Consider the following 20,755-nt stretch of genomic DNA (forward strand, 5'->3'; position numbering starts at 1 on the left):
CCACTGAACAGCTCGTTGCTCGACTTGGAGTGCGGAGCGGGCGCGCCTATCGCCAGCGACCCGTGGCGTTCCTTCCTGCTGCGCTCCGAGCGCGAAACCTGCCCTCGGGGCACAATGGCTTGGCCTTTTACCGGCCAACACTACACGCGACAGGTACGCAGCTATAGGCATACATCACACCGCACTGCCCGCAGCACAACGGCATGGTGAAGCATGTCATTCGCACGTTGAAGGCGCAGTGCGCGTATCGGCATCGCTTCGAAACACAGCCGCACGCGACGCGCATGATTGGCGGATGGCTCCAGTTCTTGAACCACCGTCGCCCCCATCAGGCGCTGGACATGAAGACCCCCGCCGAGGCATATGCTTTAGCGGCCTGACCAGCACAGGAAGTGCTTGGCTATTACACACGCTCAAACGTTGGCCTTGAACGAAGACCGCGAACGCAATGACGGTGACCTCAGCCTGTATGTGTTCACACTTACTGACCACAGATCTCCAACAACGTGACCGAATCATTCAACAGGCCGTCCGGCAGCCGACAGCGCGCGCTACTGCCGCAGCTCGATCAACCGATACTGCTTCTTGTCGCCCAAGCGCGGAGCCTTGTCGTCAATGCGGGCGCACAACCGGTCCTCACCGCACGGCATGACATCCGAGTGATTGAGCGCATCCAGGTAGGTCACCTGCGATTTCAATTCGTCGTAACGGGTGGCGTAGTGGCCATAAAGCATTTCATACGTCCCGACCAGGGCAACCACGGAAAGCAGCAACGAAACACACGCCCCAATCCAAACCCAACGCAGGATCGAAGCGAAGTCGCGACGGTTGGTCTGCAAGGTCCGCACGGTTTGGTCGGCTTCCGTGGCGATGCCTTGGACTTTTTGTCGGCCTTCGGCCAAGGAGGGTTCCAGACCCGCCCGCGCCGCGCTCTCGACCTGACCGCTGACTGTTCGTAACCAACGGGTGGTCTGCTCTTCCATGATAGTAGGCAAGCGTTGTTCCAGCCGGTCATCGCGCTGGTCCATGCGAGCGACTACCGCCAGCAACTGCTCCGTCAATCGCTTGAATTCGTCGTCGTTCATGCGTGCAACCTATAAGCAATGTCAGCGCCCGAGGGACTGTCCCTGCTGCTGGGACTGGGCGATTTGTTGTTGAACGTTCTGCTGCACTTGGGCCTGGCGTTGCGTCTCCTGCCCCATCTGCTGATAGGCGTGTTCCGGCGGCGTCTGCATGGCCTGCTGAACGTTGGTAACGCTGTGTTTGGACAGCATGTCGTGGGGGCCGCCCTGAGTAGCTATGACCTGGTTCTTATCGCCGCCGAACTGCACCTGATCGACTCGGGTCATACCCTGCTTGCGCGCATCGTTGGCCACGCTCGCGGTAAGGCGATCGAGTTCCTGGTTACCGATATAGGTTCCAGCCCGTTCGTGCAGTGTCTCCACTTGCTTGCGAATACTCTGATTCATGGCGTGGTCCGGGTGCCCCGCATCGCGTGGATCGCGGGGGTTCTGGGCACGCTCGTGTTCCCGCTGCTGCTGTTCCTTCGCCGCCGTCTCCCTGGCACGCCCATAACTCGCCTGCCATTCAGGGGTCTCGTAGACATGCGCCACTTCCTTCATCACCGCCGTCCGGTCCCCTGCCTGCATGGCCTTGTCGAAGCGATCAATCTTGGCGGACATCTCGTGGAAGAACGCCGAGGGTGCCTCGGCAACATGCGGCGGCGTGTGCGAGGCCGCCGGGTTGACTGCAGCATGATCGGGTGTCGCCGCCGGTGCAGGCTGGACTGGCGCTTGTTGATGCATGGAGGTTTGCTGCAACTGCGCGTATTTATCCGCGATCAGTTGACTGCCATAGGCCGCGTTGGATTGCATCGCTTCCTGCTGCAGTTTGCCCACGCGCGCCAGTTCCGCACCGTCGGCTTTGACCGTCATCGTCACCGGCATGTCGAAACCCACGGTGGTTTCTTCGCGGCTGAAATGACCTTTGCCATCGGCGGTCCAGGTATGGCCAGTCGCAGGATCTGTGATCTGGGTTTCGCTGGGCCGTTTGAGTTCCTGGGTGACAACTTCGGGCAAGGGCCCATTTTTGTTCCAGCCCTTGCCGTAGTAATCCATCACATAGGCTTGCGACACACTCTCGGCGTAATGCGCGTTGTTGTATTGGCGGTTGGCGGCAAGCTGATCCAACTGTTTGGCGGTTTTGGCGTCGGCCGGTTCGCTGATGGTGATGGGCCGCCCAAAATCGTCGGCCTGAGGCAGCCCCGGCGTCGTCTGTTGCACCTCTTTCGTCCAACCCCCACGAGAAGCGTGCCATTCAGTGCCGTCGAGCGTGATGTTTTTGGTGTCCTGCGTGACGGGGTTGGCCAGCGCCAACGCCGTCACCGCCGTGGTGCGCTGGTAATCCAGGGTGGAGATCTGATCCGCAGGGGCGTGGATCGTGGTGCTTTTGATCGTCGGCAGGTCATAGCTGCTTAAACCAAGATGGTGCTCGGTCTGAGTCCACTGGCCTTTGTCGTAGGCGTAGGTCACCCCATTCGTGCCAGTCTGGTGATTGACCTGATGCTCGTTGTAGGCGGTGGCGATCTTGTCGCCTGCGAACGCGCCGACCACGCCTCCGACCGCACCCGTGACCAGCGCACCGGGCCCCGACTCCGAACCGGCCACGGCACCATAGGCTGCACCGGCTGCAAAGCCACCGATGAGCCCACCGGCCGTGCGCCCCTCGTACTGGTGCAGCAAGGCATCAGCGCCGAACTGGTTGCCCTTGGCGCTCAGGGCCTGATATTGCTGCGCGGTCTGGTAGGCGTCGTAGGCCATCGCCGCACCACCGACGATGCCCACACCCTTGACCACATTGGGGTGGATGCGCACCGCATAGTCGAGGCTTGCCGCTTGGGCGGCATTACGCTCCACGCCTTCGACGACGTTCAACGCACTGCGTTCGGTCAACAGCCGCTGCGCCGTGCCCGGGGCCACCTTGGGGTTATGAGCGAGTGTATCGGGCAGCTTCTCGTGCCATTGGGCTTGTTCTTTCCATCGCTGATTGAGGTCACGGGTGATCTGGGGATCGCTCAGCCGTGCCTCGCGGGCCTCATTCATCACCTGTCCCGGCAACCGGGCATCGGTGCGGCTGTCGTAGAGCTCTTTGCCTTCACGGGTGAAGAGGCGGATCGGTGCATCTGTCTGCGCGCGGATCGTGTCCAGGCTGGCCGGCACCTTGTCGTAGATGGCATCGCGTGCGCCGGCCGGCACATAACGACCAGAGCCACTCTGATCGAGCGCTCTGGAAAACCGGCTATCGACACCGTGCTCGCTTTCCAGCTTGTGTGCCGCCACGGCGCGCACTTCGACGTCATAACCCTTCGCTTGAAGATCCTTGATCAGCTCCGATGTCCACTGTCCATTGCTCAGCGTGGTATCGAAGATGATGTTTTTCTTACCGGCGACGGCCGCATTGCGCAGTTCGTCGGCCCATTGGCTGGCGTCGGCATGGGTACGGCCAGACCAAGTGTAGGGGTTGGTAGATTGGAACTCTTTGAGGTTGGGGTGATATTCGCGGAGCGCATCGGGGTCGATCGTGACGGCAGTATTCGCAAGCTCGTTGTCGGCAGCGCGTGCCAATCCACCTTTACCAGAACCCGGCTGCCCTCCCAGGATGATGGCTTTGGGATGTTCGTAGGATGTCTTTTGCAGCAAGCTTTGGGGAGCGATTTTTTCCTCGAAGATACGTGCATGGGTTTCCGAGTCGAGCTGATCGGCAGAGGCATTCATTCAAACGCCTCCATGGGCTTCAAAGTAGGCCCAAAGATCGTTCATCGCCCCCATGTTGCCTCGGGCATATCCAATGGCAAATTCTTTTTCTTTTGCCTTCTGAATCGCCTGCTCATTGCCGCTGTTTTCAGCGGATCTGAGTTTGACACCGGCTTCGGAGTAAAAAGCCCCAAGCATGTCTTTAAGAAGCCAAATGGCCTCGTCAAACGGCTGCAATGGCTTCGGGTTCTTAGTAAAACTGTTCAGGGCATCCTGAAGCTCTTGGATTAATTCGGGATAGTCCTTCAACATCTCCCGCAGTTTTTCCGGGACGGGCGGGGGCGGAAGCTTCGACATCACAGCGCTTCTTGCTCAACAGAGGAAGGGAAGAATGCTAATACGTTCGGGGCAGACATTGATTGCTGCTGGCAACACGGATACCGCGTTCACTGGCCACGGCGCGACCTTGCGTTGGCCGGTGATAACACTGACGGCATCCGGCGTGGAGTGACTGCAATCACCAAGAGGAAAGCTCATAAACCGGCATTCCGTGCGGTTGACGAAAGAATACCGTAGCACCAGGCACGCCAGTGCTGCAATCATTCTTCCTGCATGTTGATCGTTGTTGGTTGCAGCATGCCAGGCTGAATCTGCTCACAGGATTAATGGTAAAGCGCGTTGAACCGTTGATTCCCGTGCGTCAACGCGAGGCTGGCAAGGACTATGTGCGTCAAGCCGGTGGCGGACGTAAGCTCAAAGAGAAACGACCTTCATAGCCGCCTCCCTTTTCGAGGTTCGCACGCTTCCCTGTCGGCTGAAGGTGAGCATGCTCCTGATGGAACCGTTGAAATCGAAGCACTATCGCTTCGTCCTGCAGCGTTAAATGCTCGCCGCTCCCCACCGTTTTCAATGCCGCGAGGTTGACACCTTCGCCTAAGCAAAACGTCTGTACCAATCGCCAGAATGGTATGGCGTGATCGATGTGCAGATCTGCATGTTTGGCAATGACCTCGCCCGTCAAGGCACAGGCGACAGGAAGCGTGAGCGACCGCCGGAACGCCATGAGTTGGGGACGCACGGCGAACCGTAATGCCTCAGTGGCCCGTGAGCGGTTCGTCGGTGTCTGACCATCCAGACACACCTTATAGGAGAACCGTTCCTCGGTACCATCGACGCGGATTAGTTTGAATCCCTTGCCCAAACCCCGCTCGTTTCTCGCGATCACGAACGATGCCACGCCTGCCCCGATTTTCTCGCTGGCGCGCGGATGAAACAGCAGCAAATACTGCAACTTTTCGATCGCCACCAAGTTCGTGATCGGTCCATCGGATGCGCTATCGAGGTACGACTTCAGCCTGGCTTTCAGTGCTTCCTTGGACGAGTATTCGTAAGGTCCGAGTTGAAACATTCGCCGGTTCTCATGCCATGCGATTCGCCCGGCCAACGTCGGGACAAAATCGGAGTTTCCCAAGAGCTTTCTCGCCCAATACAGTAGACGGCCTGCGCTTCGCCGACACCGGTGGGCGGATGGCGTGAGGGGTTGAGGCGCTGGGCTTCGATCTGGTCGATGATGTCGCGCAACGCGCGGGCGTCGGTGAAGATGGCGTGGCCCAATAGGGACAGCGTGTGATCGGCCAGTTCGGTGGCGTGGCTGGTGGTGATGACGTCGCCGTGGGCGGTGATCATGTCGATCAGCCGGTTGAGCGTGTCGACCTGGTCGAGGGTGATACCGAAGCGGTGGTGCTCGCCCGTGTCGTATGGCATCGACTCGGCGGCATAAGGCGTTTCATCGGCGGCAGGCGCCGCGTCGCTTTCGGCGCGATAGGCCGGAAAGGAGAGATCGCTCAGCACCAGGCCCATCTGCTCCACCAGAAATTCCAGGCAGATCGCGACCTGCTCCGCATTGATCTTGGGGAGCCCTTCATGCTCGGCATCCGGCGTGCGCGGTTGCGCGATATGCGAGAGAAACTCCGCGTAGTCGCGCAGCTTCTGCAGCCGGCGCTGGCTGTGCTCCGGCAGAAAATAACCCATCGTGTCCCGATCATCCGCATCGAACGTTGACATGGCCGCCTCCTGATTCCATCCATCGAAGTGCCCGTCCACGGCATGACGACGGACGGGAAGTCGGGAGGTTAGAAACCGCTAAGAGTCGGCGGGCGTATTCCCCTTGCGGGTGTTTTATTAGCCGCCCTCCCGACGCAGGCTTCGCGTCGGTTGTACCTACAGCACACGTAGGTACAAAAAACCCACCGGTTTGTCGGAGGTGGGTACCGCTCTTAGAGGAGTTTCTACGCTCCTTGGGGTGGAAGTCTGCTATCGCGGGTGCGTGGTGTCAATCGCTGTACGTGAAGAATCCAAACGAGTGAGGAGCTCTGACCCACTTCGTTCCCACAGAGGCAAGAAAGGGAGCGCGCCTATATGGCACACCAGCCATTCTTGCTTTAATGAGTCACAGGGTTGGTTATTCGTCAGTCGCCAAGGAAAACTATGGTCAAGCACGTCGAAGCGAATTATTACGAGAGCGGAGTGAAGCATTCGATCCTTGCCAGGGATTTGGGCGAGCCTGATGTCCTCCACCTCGCTCGCAGCAAAGTATTGGTGGATCCAGGCGACGAATTCACCCTGTTCGTGCGTGGCGGAAAAACACCCCATTTCTATACAACGTCCAAGGCTCGTGCGCTCACGGAAAAGCCCGAAACCAGTGATGCCCACAACAAGCGCATAGCAAAGCTGCTGAAAAAATTGGTGGATCTGACTGCGTCGGGAACGGTTGTTGAAGTTGGGACGACGATGATGCGGTCGGACGTATGGCAGGCGACCAAGCGAGTCGAGCAGGATTGGCACACCATCGGTGAATTGGATGGTTATACCTGGAAAGGTGAAGTGACACGCGCGCTGAGTGATGGCCAAAAATGCCGCCACGATCTATTTGGCGCGAATCTCTCCCTTCTAAATTTTACGGATCGAAATCCGTGGGTAGCAATCGAAGTCATTGATACGCACTATCCCTCTGACAAGTCCTTCAACGGCTTTCTGGACATCAGTGCTAGGCTACCGCTGGTCGTACTGTTTGACCTTGTGGCCGCCGAGAATTACTTCCTCCAAATCGATGAGGTTGAAGTGCTCGATACGCCGCCGCCACAATTCAAAGAGCCCAGCGACGTGCTTTGGACTGTTACCGGCATCCGCAGCATCTTTTACATTCATCAAGGTAAGGTGTGGCAAAACAACAGGGAAGCAAGGTTCAAAGAAACCGTGGGTGGCAAAGAAGTATCAAAGCCTGTTCAAACGAGCGCAAACTTAAAGAAGGCAATGGAAGCCATGTTGGCAAAAGCGAACAGCAAGAAGAAGGCATAGGAATAATCAGGAATCAGATGCTTTATTGCATTGGCACCATCTCAAAGGGAGTCCGCCATGTTGATTCAACGCGCCCCTGAACATTTTCCGCTTTTTCAGAAGAAAGAGTCCAGATGGTCCAAGCTCTTCGGCAAGCAAAGGTGGTCAACTTGGGCTACCCCTGATTTCTGACCCCGTTTCATTACGCATTTTTATTCGAAGTGAACAATGAAAGGCGTGATACAGACGGAAAATCTGCGAGACGCTTTCCGCCGTTTTCATTAGCGAAATTGACTGAAAGTTTTAAGCAGCTTCATGGTCGAGTCGTAGTCAAGCTTGTCTCCCTCGAATTCACACCTATAAAGACCTTGGAGATTTGATGGAAGAACAACGCCCTTCTCTACCAGAAGAATGACACGCTTTCCGTAAAGTGCCATGGCCGCGCCAATCTCGATCAACACATTGTCATTAATCTTGACATGCTCGGCCCCATCCCGGTCTAGATATTTTCCTTCAGCCCCCACATGAAGCACCCCTGCGCCGCAGGAACGCATATCTTCGAATACTTTCTCTGGCACTGGGATAGCGGTCGCTTCACGCTCGACTGATACAATTGGTTCAAAATTTCCAAACGTCAGTAGCTCCTTAATTTGGCCGACGATCGCATGTTGCTTTCCATGAGTTATGAATACTCGGTTTGCCTTGGCGTCAGGCAAAACATTGGGTTTCGTCGCTACGGCTGCGGGCGAATGCTGATCAACTTCTTCTTCCGTCTCGGGCGTCACCATGTCTATCGTATGATTTGGCTGACGGTCATTTATGTCCTGAGTGGTTGCTGGTGAAGGAACGCCAGGAGAGTCAAGATTTACGAACGGGCCAGTAGGTGTCTCACGAATGATGCCAGCGTAACTTCCGTTCGCCTTTATGATTTGAAACGCCGCTTGTGCTCGTTCAACCGGGACACCGAGCGATTTCAGGACATTGATTGCGATTGTCTCATTTGGCAGTTTTGCGCGGCGGTACTTCTCAAAAAATTCTTTCAGAATACGAGGCTTCAAAATAGCCTCGCGCCGGGCAACCACATCTTCCCCCTCTTCTTCCGGTGCAACGAGGCGTTTCCCCAAGGCAGTAAGTTTGATCACGTTGGCATTTACTCCTCCATCTGTTAATCCATAAGCGATGGATGCACCTGTGAGGTGCTGCCAACTGCTGCTAGTTGGACTGATACCAAGTGCGAGCGCAACGTCCGGCGGCGAGGCGGAGTCGCCAGCGAAATTATCCACGAGCGACGACGCGATTTTCTGAGTTTGTTGAAGCGTCATCATCGGAAAATCTGACTGTCTGAAATAGACGCGTTTCTCATCGGCCTTGACCGATTGTTGTTTTTTGGCAAACTTGGCGATTTTTGCAGTTTTTGTAACGGGTTTTCCGCCCTTTCCTTTCGCTTGAGCCACTTCATTTACTCCTTATAAAGGCTGAGTCTTTTGCTGGCACGATAGATCAATGCGCCAATCTGCGCCGCGGCAGCATGTAACTGAGGGATTCCGTCGCCGACAGTCGTATCAGTCCAGCCGAGTTTGTAGCGGTTAGCCGAGACGATGCCGATGGAGATGTACGCGCGCTGCGGGGGCGAGTAGAGGATTTGCACCTTGCTCGGATCGGTGGGCACATGGGGTGTAGCTAGATTGCTGTGCGCTTGATACGTGCTGCACCCAGCGAGCGCGATGCTGACGAGAACGTTCATGTTGGCCCCTGTCCCTATCTTTGGGAGACGGCCCAGTATCTCGCTATCAAGGCGTCAGCTCCAGCGCCGCGCCCTGCACGGGACAAGAACTGTGTGTATCCCATGCAGGCAATGTGCAGTAGCGGGTCGCGCGGTGAGGCCAGTGCGCGTACTACTGGCCCGCAGCCCGCGCACAGCGAAATCGCTTCGCATACTGCGGCCATCCGTGTCCGTAGCCGTCTACGCACAAGCGGGTTGCGGCATAGGGACAGAAGTAGAGACAGTGAAAAATACGCAGTAAAAAACCTTTTAATTCAGCGATTTATATCCACTTTTCAGCGACTTAGCTCCACTTTTGGCGGAGAGAGTGGTAGACCGTATGTCTCTCTCCCCTGCCCCGCAAATCAAGCCTTTTCGGTGGCGACCGCCCGCAACAAAGTGCCTAGGGGAAGTGTCCAGGGTGAACGTAGCATTCCATACCGCAAACTCCAACGTGCCGGTCACCTCGTGAGGGAAATCCACAATCTGTTAGGCCGCGTCCGACCCTGCTACGCGGCTGCGAACGTGGGGCACCGAGTGCTCGACACACACCTTCGCACGTTGCATGAGCATATAGTCCAAATGACTGGATCTGCCCTTGGCGATTTTCAGCATCGTCACAAGCTCGCGGAGGTCAAGCACGTGAAAGAAACACTCGCGCTCTATCCACGCATTGCATAACTCCATAAATACCTCTTCCCAGTCATCATCCTCTATAAACTCAGTCACCAGGACGATGCAGTGAAGTGGCTGCTCTCGATTCAGGGATATCACTTCGCCGCCTTGCGTGCGAACCTCGACACCTTGCTGCACCGACTTAGCCGCTGCTTTTAATTGGCCGATTGCCCTACTGATGTGCGCCCTAAGTGTAGACAGCCGCCGGGAATGAGTCCGCTGAGGCTTTGCCCTAAGCACGGCAAGGTCTTTCGCCTCGATCAGAAAAGTCCCGAACTCGTAGCTGGCGATGATATCGATCAGCTCACGCTCTTTAATGCCTTCCGTAACCTTCGGGCTATGGTGCAAGGAGAACGGAAATACAGACTCAAGCGCCGACCATGTAATTGCTTCTAGAGCAAAGCCTTCATCCTCACTACTGACATCAATGCGCTTCAAATCATTCACGCCAGCTACGGCGATCTTCGCCGACGTCCAAGTCTCAGTTGTCGCTAGCACCGAGACCATACTTGTGTTCTCAGAATGTCTCTCCTTAAGTCGTGCGCAGAAAACGTCGAGAGCGCCTGATGCCTCGGCATCAAACGGTATCGTAATTTTCAAAGACGTCTCGCTCAGCAAGCCCAACGCCTTTCGCGTGGCTACATCGTCGAGAGTGACATCAGCCCAGGCCACACAAAAATCCATTTCGTTATACAAAAATAATGGCGCGCCGTTCTCGTTTAAAACACGGATCACTGCACCGAACTCGTCAGGATGCCGGATGACCCCGGTGACGGTCATGGCGCGCTCTGGCACATCATAAATTCTCGCGCACCAACAAACGTAGCCCGCTATCCGATCAAATAAAATTTCGAACCGACACCCCTGCATGAGCGCCTTCAGAGATGTCGTGGTTAGCTTGAGCAGAATTGCCGTTTCGGCGCCGCCATTAGCAAGAGTGAACCATAACGAAGCATCCTCCGAATACATTTCCTTACGGATTCTTTTGCTTGGCATGTGCATCGGCTTATCCACGCTTGAAGGTCAAAGCAAAAAAATTCTACGTCGGCTGCAAACTTTATATGCCCCAAATCGCTTTCTTCGCAGCCTCGCTCACTACATCTACCAAAATGTCTTTTACGCCGCCGGCAATCGAAGATCCGACCTTTCCCATGATTTTCTTAAATCTGATGGAAGCGATGGTCGTCTCTGAACTGTCTTTTGTCAGGCTTTGCACATCGCGTTCGAACTGTGCCAACTCCTGCCCTTCGATATCGGCAGCCTGAACGAGTTCGATCGCAGCTTTCACGCGCTTTTGCGTCCAGGGGAACGGTTTTCCGCACGTGTAACAAAAAGCCGGCGCCGTATACCCACTACCAAGTATCAAAACCCCTTCGGTCTCGAATTCACCGCGTATCGGCGTGACGCACGATAAGCACTCCATGATGGTTACTTCTCCGCACTTCGAGCAGAACTTCTCCTGCAATTCCGGCATGCGGTCCACGGCCCTGGTGATGGTATGTCCGTTCAGACAAACTTGGGCTACTCGATACGTTCCCATCGGCTAGCATTTTCCAGTCAGAAATTGTTGCCAAAGACGGCAGTCCTGCTCCGCGCATCACTTCCGGAAACCGGGACGGAGGCTGAGGTTTCCCCACGAATCTCCTCGCTCAATCAACACGTTGCGTGGGGACTGAAGGAACAGTGCGCGCATGATGCGGTCATTCCTCACGGGTTACGAAGCCAGAGGAGACCACACCATGCGCGCGACCAAAGTATTGCAAAAGTGCTTGGGCGATGCACTTCAGCCGATGCACGCACTACGCCGCAGTGTGTTGCTGCGGGCCGTTGAGGCGTTGATCCATGGCCGTCGTCTGACCCTGATCGATGTCGCGCGCGCATGGCCAGGCGCAGAGCGCGTCCGAGCACCCTTGAAGGCGCTTGATCGACTGTTAGGTAATCGACATCTGCACGCCGAGCGGGAGCACGTACATGCGTCCATGGCCCGCTGGCTCCTGCGCGACCGGCATCCGGTGATCGTGCTGGATTGGTGCAATCTGAAGGCCGATCAGCGCTGGCATCTTTTGCGCGCGGCGGTTCCTGTCGGTGGTCGTACCCTGACGATCTTGGACATGGTCTTCCCCGACGGGCAACAGGGTTCGCCGGCGGCAGAGAAGCAATTCTTGCAACGGTTGGCGACGCTCATTCCCGATGATGTAAAGCCGATCCTGGTAACTGATGCCGGCTTTCGCGCGCCATGGTTCCGTGCCGTCGAAGCGATGGGTTGGTACTGGCTTGGTCGTCTGCGCCACCGCACGCTGGTCAAGCCTGTCGAGGAAGTGGATACACCGAATGCGTGGGTACCGTGTCGGGCGCTCTATGAGTTGGCCGTCGCCGCGCCACGCGACCTGGGGCTGATGGATACGGTGCGAGCGAAGCCGTGGCGCTGCCGCATGGTGGTGCATGCCAAACCACCGAAGGGACGCAAACAACGCAATCGTCAGGGTGTGCCCTCGCGCACCAAGAAGAGTAAGCAGAATGCGGCGCGTGAGCGGGAGCCATGGCTCCTCGTCGCTTCACCGACACTGAGTCACTTGAGTGCCCGACAGATAGTCGCGCTGTATGCGCGACGCATGCAGATCGAACTGTCTTTCCGGGATCTCAAATCCCACCGCTACGGTCATGCCTTTGAAGACAGCCTGACCCGCAAGGACAAGCGCATCGAAGTGTTGCTGTTGCTCCACACGATGGCAGCCTTCGCCAGCTGGCTGGTCGGCATGGTTTGCGAAACCGCAGGGATAGATCAATGGCTGGCGCCGTTTCGATCCAAGCGACGGCTGTACTCGATCATGCGGCTGGGCCGTGAAGCGCTGCTGCGACGATGGTCAAACGCCAGGCTCGAAGAGCTCATGGAGCAGATGCGAAAGCCATCTCCGGCACTGCTCGATCAAATGGCTGTGGCAGCATGAAAACGTGGGGAAACCTCAGCCTCCGTCCCCTTTAAGGGTCCGCGCTAGCGTAGGCTTTGCATGCATCGCCTGGACATCCCGACCTTCGACGCCGCGATTTAGCCAGGTTCCAAACGATCCAACTCAGCCACCCGCCTTTTCAAAACACTCGTGTCATCCAAAGGAAAGCGCTCCGTATCTACAACCAAGTATAGATAGCCCCGATTCCGGACATTTTGATATGAGGTGATTGGCACAACATCGTCGTATGGGCCAAGTGCCTCGATAATCCGTTCGCAAAACGGAACCGCTTGGGATTTTGTCCCCTCCACGGCAGCAAAACCGTGGGCGATGACTGCATCTACAGCGTTATAGACATTTTCATGGGGCATGATGGCACGCAGCTGCATGGCCTTCCTCCGGTGGTGAATTGCTGATTACTTTGCCCACATCCGTTCTCAAGAATTGAGATCAGTCTAATTTCCCGAAGCACGGTCTAACGCTGGACGACCTCACCGCTCCAGCTGTTCGGTCGTTATGTCGATCCGCCTTCTCCTGATGCATTAGGTAGGCCTCTTATCTATGTGGTGTTCGGGCACGATGATGCAATCAAAATCTCAACGCTTGCGACCGCCAAATGATCTAATTGTCGGCCAGTTTTGAGATGGTCAAATGACTGCCATGCCCGATCCTACCGCCGTACATGCTGATCCAACGCTTCCGCTTTCACCTAGCAGCACACTCGGCAAGTGGGCGCAGGTAAAGACATGGGCCGCCGTCATGCTTCTGGGCATCAGTGCCAGCGCACTTTGCGCACCGACAGCCACGGCTCCTTTCTTCGATGGCGTCCTGCACGCCCGCAGTCCCCACGGCGTTTACACCGAAATCCGGTTCGAGCCCCACCGCTTGGTTGCCCAAGTGCATGGGCCCCACATCTGTGTCTTGCATGCCCACTTGGTGCACGGTGATCCGCACACCAGCCATTACGCGATCGAAACACCTCAAGGCGGACATTTTTGCGATGAACTGGTCGACGGTGAAATCGTGATCCGCCCGCATTCATCGAGCGATGTGATGGCGGAATTTAAGTCACCGCGTATGCGTTGGTCAGGGGAATTCCACCGTTACATGCCCGGGCGCTGAATCGGCTGATTGCGCGACTGTCAGAAAGCGAGCGACCGAAAGCTGACGCTCAACGCTGGAGTTAAGCGGCGGCGCAGCCGTCCGCCTTGAAAATTTTGTTAGGTCAGGCCTTCAAGTGCCTGTGGAAATTCGCCTACTGATGGACTGACGGATACAGACTGCGCATTTGCAAGATTTTCTACCAGTTTTTTGGTTTGCTCTATGTCGCAAGCTGGCACGAAGATGTGATCTATATCATCTAACCCAAGAGGAACAGTTGTTCCTGTGCTGCGAGTTCCTCCGAAGTAGCCTGTCTCTCCGCATACTCGCCATTCGGCCTCGGTGACATTTTCACGGGTTTCATAATATGAAATAAGGGAAAACACCTCCTTGTTCGTTCGCATATCAAAGAGCAGAAGTCCGTTTTTATCGATGTTCAGGCCAAGGATGTTCATTGTGGCAAGGCATCTGAAGATCGCTCGTGAGGTTGGCGAGTTCTGGCCGATGTAGATGACTCGATCAGCTTCGTTTGAGGAAACCCACGAAGGCTTAAGCACTAAAGCGTAGCTGCCAAACTGCATGCGATGATTGCTAAGAATCTTTCCTGGTGGAATCTCCGTTAGACAGACCATTGGAATCTTGCTTTTTACCCTTCCAAGACCAGCGAAGATGGTCTGTTTTCTATCTTCTGGGAGAGATTCCAGCTTTAGGCCTAGGGTCGCCAACTTGTAATGCAGGATGGGGAGAATTTCTTGGATTATCTTCCAAAGCTGATCTTTATCTTCGGTGACACTGAAATTCACTTCATGATCCGTGAACATCAACCCGTTGCTCAAGGCGGAGTAAAGATACTCGCGCCTTGGCAAGCAATGCAGGAATCGTAAGGTGGGGTCGACTAGTCTCATGTGTGACCTAACGCTGAGTTAAGCGAACGCATAGCCAATTCGCAGCTTTTCCGAGCTTCAGTGCGCTAGCGCCCCATCGCTGGCCCTTGCTGCTGGGGTTGCTGCACCTGCATCGCCTGCTGCACTTGCTGCTGGACCTGCTGTTGCTGATGATTGACCTGTTGCATCGCTTGGGTGTGTTGCTCAACCGGCGTGTGGACCGCTTGCGCTGTGGCGATGGGGCGCGCTATTTCCCTCGATGGCGACGCCGGGTCGCCTTGAACGGCGAACGCGTTTGCGCCGTCGGTGCTCAGCACGACGTGGTCCACCCGGCTCAACCCGTGCGCCTTGGCACCAACCGCGACACCAGCGGCGAGGTTGGTGCTGTACTGGTCGGGCGTGCGGCCATGTTCGGCATCCAGGCGATGCACGGCACCCAGCGATTGTTGAAACAACATGTAGTCCGGGTGCGCCGGATGATTAAGCAGCACGGGGTGCGCGTTGATGGAATGCGCCGCGCCTTCGATGCCGCGCGAGGCTGCGTTGACCGTGCCGTGGTAGTCCTCCACGGCTTTGTCTTTGACCGCGCCAAGAAATTCACCCGTTTTCTTGACGTTGTTTTCGACTTGATGCACGACTGCCCCCGTCGCATCGATCACGGGTTTTTGAATTTCATACTCGATGTGCGCCATTTCTCGGGCGCGCTCGATCTGGCCACGGTAGTGCCCGATCATCACGCTGTGCTCGGCTGCCAGTGCCTCGTTTTGCGGCGTGAGGAGCGATTGCCCGGTCACGCTGTTGTTGGGCAAGAAGTTCCCCATTTTGTGTGCCTCACCCTGGATCTTCCCCAGAATGGGCTCGTCAGGCGTGATGGCGTTGAGCAGTCGGCTGTCGTGATAGCCGGCGCCCTGCAGAGCCTGGATGTCCTGTGGCACGGCATAGATCCGAACCTGGCCGAAGTGCGGGCTGGCCGCGCTCACCACGTCTGTCGCGCGGACGTGGTCAATGACCTGAGTACCGCCTTCGGGGATGCCCAGGCCGCTCAGACCCGCCGCGCCGTAGGCGTTGAAGGTTTCGCCCTTCAAACCATATTTGAACGCGTTCATTTCCGCTTCGGTGCCACCCAAAGAATGGCCGGTGACCGAGATCGACGGCGGATAGCCGTATTGCTCTGCTTTTTGGGTGGCTTGGGCGATCACTTTTTTAGTGAACGCATCGGCGTCAGGGCCCTGAGTATTGACCCCTTTGATGGCCATGGACACATCGGTGGTCAGCAAGTCCTGTTTGAACTCGCGGTCCATCTCTGTCCCGCGATAAGCAATCACTGTTGCATGCGTGCCATCCAATCGCTCATAAGCAGTGGCTTGAAACCCCGTTTTCGGATTGTCGGCGTGTGCGATGGGCTGATACCAAACTCCATTGAGTTCGACGCGTCGATAAGTCAGCACCTGACCATCCGGCGCTCTCTGATCGACCACGGGATCTTTGTAGACGTCATTGCTGATCGCGGCGTAGTCCGCCGTTCGAAGCGTCATTGCACATGCGCCTTCGTTTCAAATGTGACCGTAAAGGGATGATCAGAAGGTCGCAGCTTGCCACCTTCTTCAATGCCCGCGTCCACGCGCTCGGCGCTCGCATCGGCATAAGAAAGTCCCGAAAAATAAGTGGTTTGTGGCTTACCGGCGAGGATATTTTCCCAAGTGATTGAGGGCGGTAATGTCAGCTTCTCGTGCCGCAAATACATGGAAACCGCACTGAGCTTCCAATGGCATACACCCTTGCCGGAATAGTCCTCATCCTTGATTAGGTCGCTGTAAAACGTCCCCGTGTAGGTGTTTTCACCAACTTTCGTCAGTGTTAGCGGAACGCTTTTCCTGGGTTCGTTTGTTGCCCCACTTCCCGGGAGTGTCGGCACGCAAAACGGATCGGTGACATCGTAGAGAACATAGGTCTGCATCGAATCAAACGGTCCGGGGGCATCTTTGATCGTGACGGTCAGCTCGTAGCGCTTGGTCGGGTGCGGATTGAATTTGATGTCAGGTGTCGTCATGGTCGATGAGCCGCAAGCAGTGGTGACAAGGGTTGCCGATAAGAACAGGCCGAAGAAAAGCTGTTTCGTCATGGATGGTTCTCAGTCGCAGGCACACCAATGGCGTCCGCGATCGTTGGGCCGGCAAATTCAGGTAGGTAAGCTGTGGCCTGACGTCGAGCATCGGGTGCTCTGACATCGAGTGTTTCCACGCGCAGCGCTGCGGCTGCGCTCGAAGTGACGTTCAACATCATCACGCGGCTCCGTGCGTCGGTGGTCCGAGTGTAACGCTTACTCGAACCAGCAAAAACCAACCGATGTACATTCAGAAAGCCCTACACGCAAAGCATGAAGCGCTCGGCATCATTGCCGAGTCGGGCCTTTGTCATCGTCTTTTGAGCAATGCCGCCTTGCGAAGTCTATTTTTGACGTTGTCTACGCTGATAACGTCCAGCGCTGACACAGCGAGGCGCGCGAGATAAACGATTTTGGAAGGACATGGCCATATCCAGCGATGGCGAATCAAGACGACAGGATGTTACTCCTGACGTCACGATGCACGAATCGTGGTGCGACGGACTAACTCGCTCTCGGCCGGCGAGGTTGCCGCCGCCTGGACTCTTTGGCCTCGACACGTTCTTCAAAACGCCGGGCAAACTCCACGAAGGTGCCCAAGGATTTCTTAATGACCCGCAAACCCAATGCCGCATGCAGATCGCGCGGAACCGTCAGTCGGAAGTGCCACAAGCCGGTGGGATGACGAAGGAGATGATGAGCTAGACGCATGTCGTGTTGACCAACCGACTTGAAAAAGCGCCGTTCTCAAGCACATAAAAAAGCCCTGAAAAATCAGGGCTTTGACCTACCTGGCGGAGAGAGTGGGAGGTGATCTCCCCAAGCCATCGCCTTGCCTGACAGCCCACATACCGTGGTGTGATGTGTGGTGCGATCTTGGAACCACCGAAAATACTTGTCAAACCAAACCTCTATCAGAACCGAAGTGTCAAGTTGCTCGGTGGATCAGCCCTCGTTATTGATGGATGCATGACCCTCTATCCCATACACATCATCTCAGACCATCACGGTCCGCTTGTTCTCGAGTCATGGACACCGTTACCTCTGTTGTATGACCGACTGAAGTCTGCAAAAGGTCGCACGCCTGCGCAATTGACGACACAGTTCACCGAGGTGATCGCACGCGACGCCAATGGAACTGAATACGACTGCCGCGGATATGAAATTAAATCCGAAGCCCAGTCGGATTACTCGAACGACTTTTTTGCGCTCGTCCAAGGCGGCTGGCTCCCCTCTCAACTATCAGGGGCGCACTACATGCTGTTGCCTGATCGCAACGTCGTTGGTCGATTGGGCGCAAGACGCCTAGCATTGGTGGATGCGGGGAGGCCCGAAGACCTCCTTGATCTCCTCCTCGATAACGCTGTCACCGTTAACCCTATGGCGTACGCCATGGAAGGCGCGCAGGGCCACCAACCCGACGAAAACGAGGTCGGCCGCTTGTTGGAAAAAGCGCACAGTGAAATTAGACGCGCGATGCCAAGCGCAAAGGTGTTACCAAATATCGCCAGTGCTACCAAAGGCCTGATGAATCTATTGGCCGACGAGCGTTCATCCCTCGAACGAGAACAGCACTTTTTGATGGAGGCCTTCCCATTGCTTCGGCCGGTTCTCTCTGCCGGTAAACGTAAACCAGTGATCGCGGAGCTGCGGTCGATAGCCGAGAAAAACGAGGTGTCAGTCAAATCGTTTGCTTTTCTACTAGCGTGGCTGACCTTGGTTCTGCCCCAAGACAAAAACCCTGCATTTCGTATCCTGAAGCCTCATGAGCATCGAAACGCATCGGTGAAAGCCTACAACGCCCTTTCAGACGTACGACTTCTAAAATTGCTCACCTACGCTATCGCGCTGTTCCCGGACAAGCCTACCGCTGTGTTGACCGGAGACATTGGCCTTGCACAGTTTTGGGTTGGACTCGGCGTTGATCAGATCGTCTTAAAGAACGGACATCCCACTTTCACCATCGTTACCGATGGCGATTTCTTTTCTGAGGCATCTGAAGAAGAGCTCAAAATATTCCAGTAATGGGTCATATTTCAACGCACATGCAGTGATTAGCACTATCCTATGTACTTACACATGGAAGTTTCAGAAGCTACCCGCTTCAAACGCACCTTCATTCTTTACCTAACTGGAATAACCATGGCCGTTAACCTCGAAAACCTTTCCCCCAAAGAACTGCAAGCCATCATTGCTGAAGCGGAATCCAAGATGAAATCGGCCCACTCGAACCTCGTTGAAGATGTACGCAAAAAGATTGATGCCTTGTTGAACATCAGTGGCTTGACCTTGGCTGAGGTCTACCCAACCCGTGGAGGCAAGAAAGCGCCGGGCACGAAAAGTTCGGTTGCCCCAAAGTACCGTGACCTTGTTGATCCGACCAAGACCTGGTCCGGGCGCGGCCGTCAGCCTCTCTGGTTCACTCAAGCCATCAAGAAACGCGGCGTAACTGCTGAGAGTCTTTTGATTGGTGGAACCACCCCCAAAGCTCCTGCCAAAACGGCAAAGAAGGCCACCAAGAAAGCAGTCAAGAAGTCCGCAGCCAAGAAGACGGCAAAAGCGTAAGTTCTACCTTCAGTCCTAAAACTCTAAACCCTGCATGAGCAATCTTGCGGGGCTTTTTCTTGGGCAAAGTTCAGCAGACTACCGGCTCCTTATTACTGAAGCGACGACGTCCCCTCAGTTTTGAGTAGCACAGCGGTTTGGAGTCCAATCCCCCCACTGACGGAGATTGGAGGTGAAAAAGCGCTTTTCCGATGAACAGATTATTGGCTTCCTACGTGAGGCCGAAGCCTCGGAAACCTGTGAAACCGGGACGAAGTGGACTACCCCCGATTTCTCGGACGGATTAATTAGTCACCCGCGCCATGCTCTCAAACACTTCGGGCGAGCGATAGTCCAAGCTGCTGTGTAGCCGCTGGCGGTTGTAGAAGCTCTCGATGTAGTCGAAGACTTGGCTCCTGGCCGTATCGCGATCGACGAACCGCTCGTGGTGCGTCAGCTCCTGTTTGAGCGAGGCGAAGAAGCTTTCCATCACGGCGTTGTCGTAAGGCATACCCTTGCGGCTCATACTGGCGATCAGGCCAGCCGCTTGAAGCTGCTGCTGATAGGCCTTGCTGGTGTACTGCGAGCCCTGATCGCTGTGGTGGATGGTCTCTTTGGGTGGATGTCGGCGTGCGAGCGCCATCGTCAAGGCATCGCTGGCGAGTGCCTGGTCAGGACGTTCGCTCATGGCCCAGCCGATAATGCGCCGGCTGTACATATCCAGCACGGCGGCCAGGTACAGCCAACCCTGCTGCGTCGGTGTCGCCACCCATATCATCCCCAGGGCCACACCCCCGGCAGTTCATACAGCAGGCTGTAACCCGCCGCCCTACTTGCAGAGGTGGGCCATGAAGTCGTGACAATACGCTTCACCACTATAGCCATCCCAAAATCGCAACATCCAAGAAAGTTGTGAGGTGAAGCTCGATGCAAAAACAGGTCCACATAAGACTCAAACCATTCTCGCTTAGACATCGGCGACTCGTAGAGAAGGGTTCGCTTCCAGACCTATCGGCACAAGCGCGGCGCCGTCTTTGGATTACGCTTAGAGAGATTGACGAGCCCTTCTACTACAGCCCGCCCGACAATCCCGGGTGGAACGAGCAATCGTCAGACATCCAAGAAGTCGAGCACCTTTATGCCAGGCTATTGGGCACGCCCAAGCCAGAATCGGCTCGCTATGTCGGAGAAGTCATCGAAGAGATAATCCAAACAGGAAAGGTCGAGTCTGCACTCGATGTGCTCGAATGTTTCTTGGCGTGGCTTGATGCTGAGCGACGCGATGAAGCACAAACAGCTATCAATGATGTCTTCCGTGACTACACATGCCGATGGCGGATGAGCGACGGCCAAGGTCTTATCGTTGATGATGACTTCATGGAGGACATCGTCTTGGCCGATACGCCACCAATCCTAGCGTTAGCGTCGTTTAGCGGAGCAAAAGATGAGTTTCAGCGCGCACGAAACGAACTCACGGAAGGCAACATCCGCGACGCCATCTTCTATGCAGGCGCGAGTGTAGAAAGCGCCTTCAAGGCTGCTTTGGGAAACTCTCCCAAGACGGGGATTGACCTGACCCAAGCTTATGCCAACGCGAATCTCCTGGAGGGCTTGCCAAAGTCGAAAGCTCAATCTTTGTAGAAGGCACT

Annotated in this window: 21 protein-coding genes; 7 read left to right on the top strand and 14 right to left on the bottom strand. The window is 55.7% G+C overall.

Annotation, left to right across the window (positions count from 1 at the left end; all coding sequences use genetic code 11):
- Positions 1-203: 203 nt before the first annotated feature.
- Positions 204-380, top strand: coding sequence for an integrase core domain-containing protein (locus HDE76_RS02485; RefSeq protein ID WP_255481384.1), 177 nt, complete (start codon positions 204-206; stop codon positions 378-380).
- A 171-nt stretch (positions 381-551) separates the two neighbouring features.
- Here HDE76_RS02485 and HDE76_RS20680 read toward each other — a convergent pair whose 3' ends face one another.
- The 5 genes from HDE76_RS20680 to HDE76_RS02510 form a co-directional block, all read right to left on the bottom strand.
- On the bottom strand, positions 552-1,085 hold the full coding sequence (locus HDE76_RS20680; RefSeq protein WP_255457545.1) for a hypothetical protein: 534 nt from the start codon (positions 1,083-1,085) through the stop codon (positions 552-554).
- 21 nt (positions 1,086-1,106) lie between these two features.
- Positions 1,107-3,773: a zeta toxin family protein gene (locus tag HDE76_RS02495; protein ID WP_184505245.1), complete on the bottom strand. Its 2,667-nt coding sequence runs from the start codon at positions 3,771-3,773 to the stop codon at positions 1,107-1,109.
- Complete coding sequence (locus HDE76_RS02500; RefSeq protein ID WP_255457546.1) at positions 3,774-4,109, bottom strand: hypothetical protein; 336 nt, start codon at positions 4,107-4,109, stop codon at positions 3,774-3,776.
- 373 nt (positions 4,110-4,482) lie between these two features.
- Positions 4,483-5,160, bottom strand: coding sequence for a DCL family protein (locus tag HDE76_RS02505; protein ID WP_179476757.1), 678 nt, complete (start codon positions 5,158-5,160; stop codon positions 4,483-4,485).
- Positions 5,115-5,816 (bottom strand): hypothetical protein, encoded by a 702-nt coding sequence (locus tag HDE76_RS02510; protein ID WP_184505250.1) that lies wholly within the window; start codon positions 5,814-5,816, stop codon positions 5,115-5,117. The genes HDE76_RS02505 and HDE76_RS02510 overlap by 46 nt, the downstream gene beginning before the upstream one ends.
- Positions 5,817-6,239: 423 nt before the next feature.
- On the opposite strand from HDE76_RS02510, the gene HDE76_RS02515 reads away from it, so the two are divergent.
- Positions 6,240-7,109, top strand: coding sequence for a hypothetical protein (locus tag HDE76_RS02515; RefSeq protein ID WP_184505252.1), 870 nt, complete (start codon positions 6,240-6,242; stop codon positions 7,107-7,109).
- A 260-nt stretch (positions 7,110-7,369) separates the two neighbouring features.
- Here the strand turns inward: HDE76_RS02515 and HDE76_RS20920 are convergent, their stop codons facing one another.
- The 4 genes from HDE76_RS20920 to HDE76_RS02535 all read right to left on the bottom strand — a co-directional run bounded on the left by HDE76_RS20920 (position 7,370) and on the right by HDE76_RS02535 (position 11,065).
- The gene (locus tag HDE76_RS20920) at positions 7,370-8,542 is read right to left on the bottom strand and encodes a TIR domain-containing protein (RefSeq protein WP_184505254.1); all 1,173 of its coding nucleotides are present in this window, start codon (positions 8,540-8,542) and stop codon (positions 7,370-7,372) included.
- 5 nt (positions 8,543-8,547) lie between these two features.
- Positions 8,548-8,832, bottom strand: coding sequence for a hypothetical protein (locus HDE76_RS02525; RefSeq protein ID WP_184505255.1), 285 nt, complete (start codon positions 8,830-8,832; stop codon positions 8,548-8,550).
- 507 nt (positions 8,833-9,339) lie between these two features.
- Positions 9,340-10,527 carry a hypothetical protein gene (locus tag HDE76_RS02530; protein WP_184505257.1) on the bottom strand — a complete coding sequence of 396 codons (1,188 nt, stop codon included), beginning with the start codon at positions 10,525-10,527 and terminating at the stop codon, positions 9,340-9,342.
- Positions 10,528-10,582: 55 nt separating this feature from the next.
- Positions 10,583-11,065, bottom strand: coding sequence for a DUF2321 domain-containing protein (locus HDE76_RS02535; RefSeq protein WP_184505259.1), 483 nt, complete (start codon positions 11,063-11,065; stop codon positions 10,583-10,585).
- A 199-nt stretch (positions 11,066-11,264) separates the two neighbouring features.
- On the opposite strand from HDE76_RS02535, the gene HDE76_RS02540 reads away from it, so the two are divergent.
- Complete coding sequence (locus tag HDE76_RS02540) at positions 11,265-12,473, top strand: IS4 family transposase (RefSeq protein WP_184505261.1); 1,209 nt, start codon at positions 11,265-11,267, stop codon at positions 12,471-12,473.
- Positions 12,474-12,571: 98 nt separating this feature from the next.
- Here the strand turns inward: HDE76_RS02540 and HDE76_RS02545 are convergent, their stop codons facing one another.
- Complete coding sequence (locus HDE76_RS02545; RefSeq protein ID WP_184505263.1) at positions 12,572-12,862, bottom strand: hypothetical protein; 291 nt, start codon at positions 12,860-12,862, stop codon at positions 12,572-12,574.
- Positions 12,863-13,124: 262 nt separating this feature from the next.
- Between HDE76_RS02545 and HDE76_RS02550 the strand changes: the two genes are divergently transcribed.
- Positions 13,125-13,595 carry a hypothetical protein gene (locus tag HDE76_RS02550; RefSeq protein ID WP_184505265.1) on the top strand — a complete coding sequence of 157 codons (471 nt, stop codon included), beginning with the start codon at positions 13,125-13,127 and terminating at the stop codon, positions 13,593-13,595.
- 98 nt (positions 13,596-13,693) lie between these two features.
- Here the strand turns inward: HDE76_RS02550 and HDE76_RS02555 are convergent, their stop codons facing one another.
- The 3 genes from HDE76_RS02555 to HDE76_RS02565 all read right to left on the bottom strand — a co-directional run bounded on the left by HDE76_RS02555 (position 13,694) and on the right by HDE76_RS02565 (position 16,580).
- Positions 13,694-14,395 (bottom strand): abortive infection system antitoxin AbiGi family protein, encoded by a 702-nt coding sequence (locus HDE76_RS02555; protein WP_184505267.1) that lies wholly within the window; start codon positions 14,393-14,395, stop codon positions 13,694-13,696.
- Between the two features lie 149 nt (positions 14,396-14,544).
- Positions 14,545-15,993, bottom strand: coding sequence for an XVIPCD domain-containing protein (locus tag HDE76_RS02560; RefSeq protein WP_184505269.1), 1,449 nt, complete (start codon positions 15,991-15,993; stop codon positions 14,545-14,547).
- Entirely contained in the window at positions 15,990-16,580 is a 591-nt protein-coding gene (locus HDE76_RS02565; RefSeq protein ID WP_184505271.1) for a hypothetical protein, read from the bottom strand. The genes HDE76_RS02560 and HDE76_RS02565 overlap by 4 nt, the downstream gene beginning before the upstream one ends.
- A gap of 951 nt (positions 16,581-17,531) precedes the next feature.
- Here HDE76_RS02565 and HDE76_RS02570 point away from each other — a divergent pair.
- Both HDE76_RS02570 and HDE76_RS02575 read left to right on the top strand, forming a co-directional pair.
- Positions 17,532-18,587, top strand: coding sequence for a hypothetical protein (locus HDE76_RS02570; protein WP_184505273.1), 1,056 nt, complete (start codon positions 17,532-17,534; stop codon positions 18,585-18,587).
- Between the two features lie 54 nt (positions 18,588-18,641).
- Positions 18,642-19,127: an H-NS histone family protein gene (locus HDE76_RS02575; protein ID WP_255481386.1), complete on the top strand. Its 486-nt coding sequence runs from the start codon at positions 18,642-18,644 to the stop codon at positions 19,125-19,127.
- 283 nt (positions 19,128-19,410) lie between these two features.
- Here the strand turns inward: HDE76_RS02575 and HDE76_RS02580 are convergent, their stop codons facing one another.
- Positions 19,411-19,875, bottom strand: coding sequence for an IS3 family transposase (locus HDE76_RS02580; RefSeq protein ID WP_179476765.1), 465 nt, complete (start codon positions 19,873-19,875; stop codon positions 19,411-19,413).
- Between the two features lie 158 nt (positions 19,876-20,033).
- Between HDE76_RS02580 and HDE76_RS02585 the strand changes: the two genes are divergently transcribed.
- Complete coding sequence (locus HDE76_RS02585; protein WP_184505275.1) at positions 20,034-20,747, top strand: hypothetical protein; 714 nt, start codon at positions 20,034-20,036, stop codon at positions 20,745-20,747.
- Positions 20,748-20,755: the final 8 nt, after the last annotated feature.

Origin of the sequence: Rhodanobacter sp. ANJX3, from assembly GCF_014200755.1 — a bacterium.
Lineage (GTDB): Bacteria > Pseudomonadota > Gammaproteobacteria > Xanthomonadales > Rhodanobacteraceae > Rhodanobacter.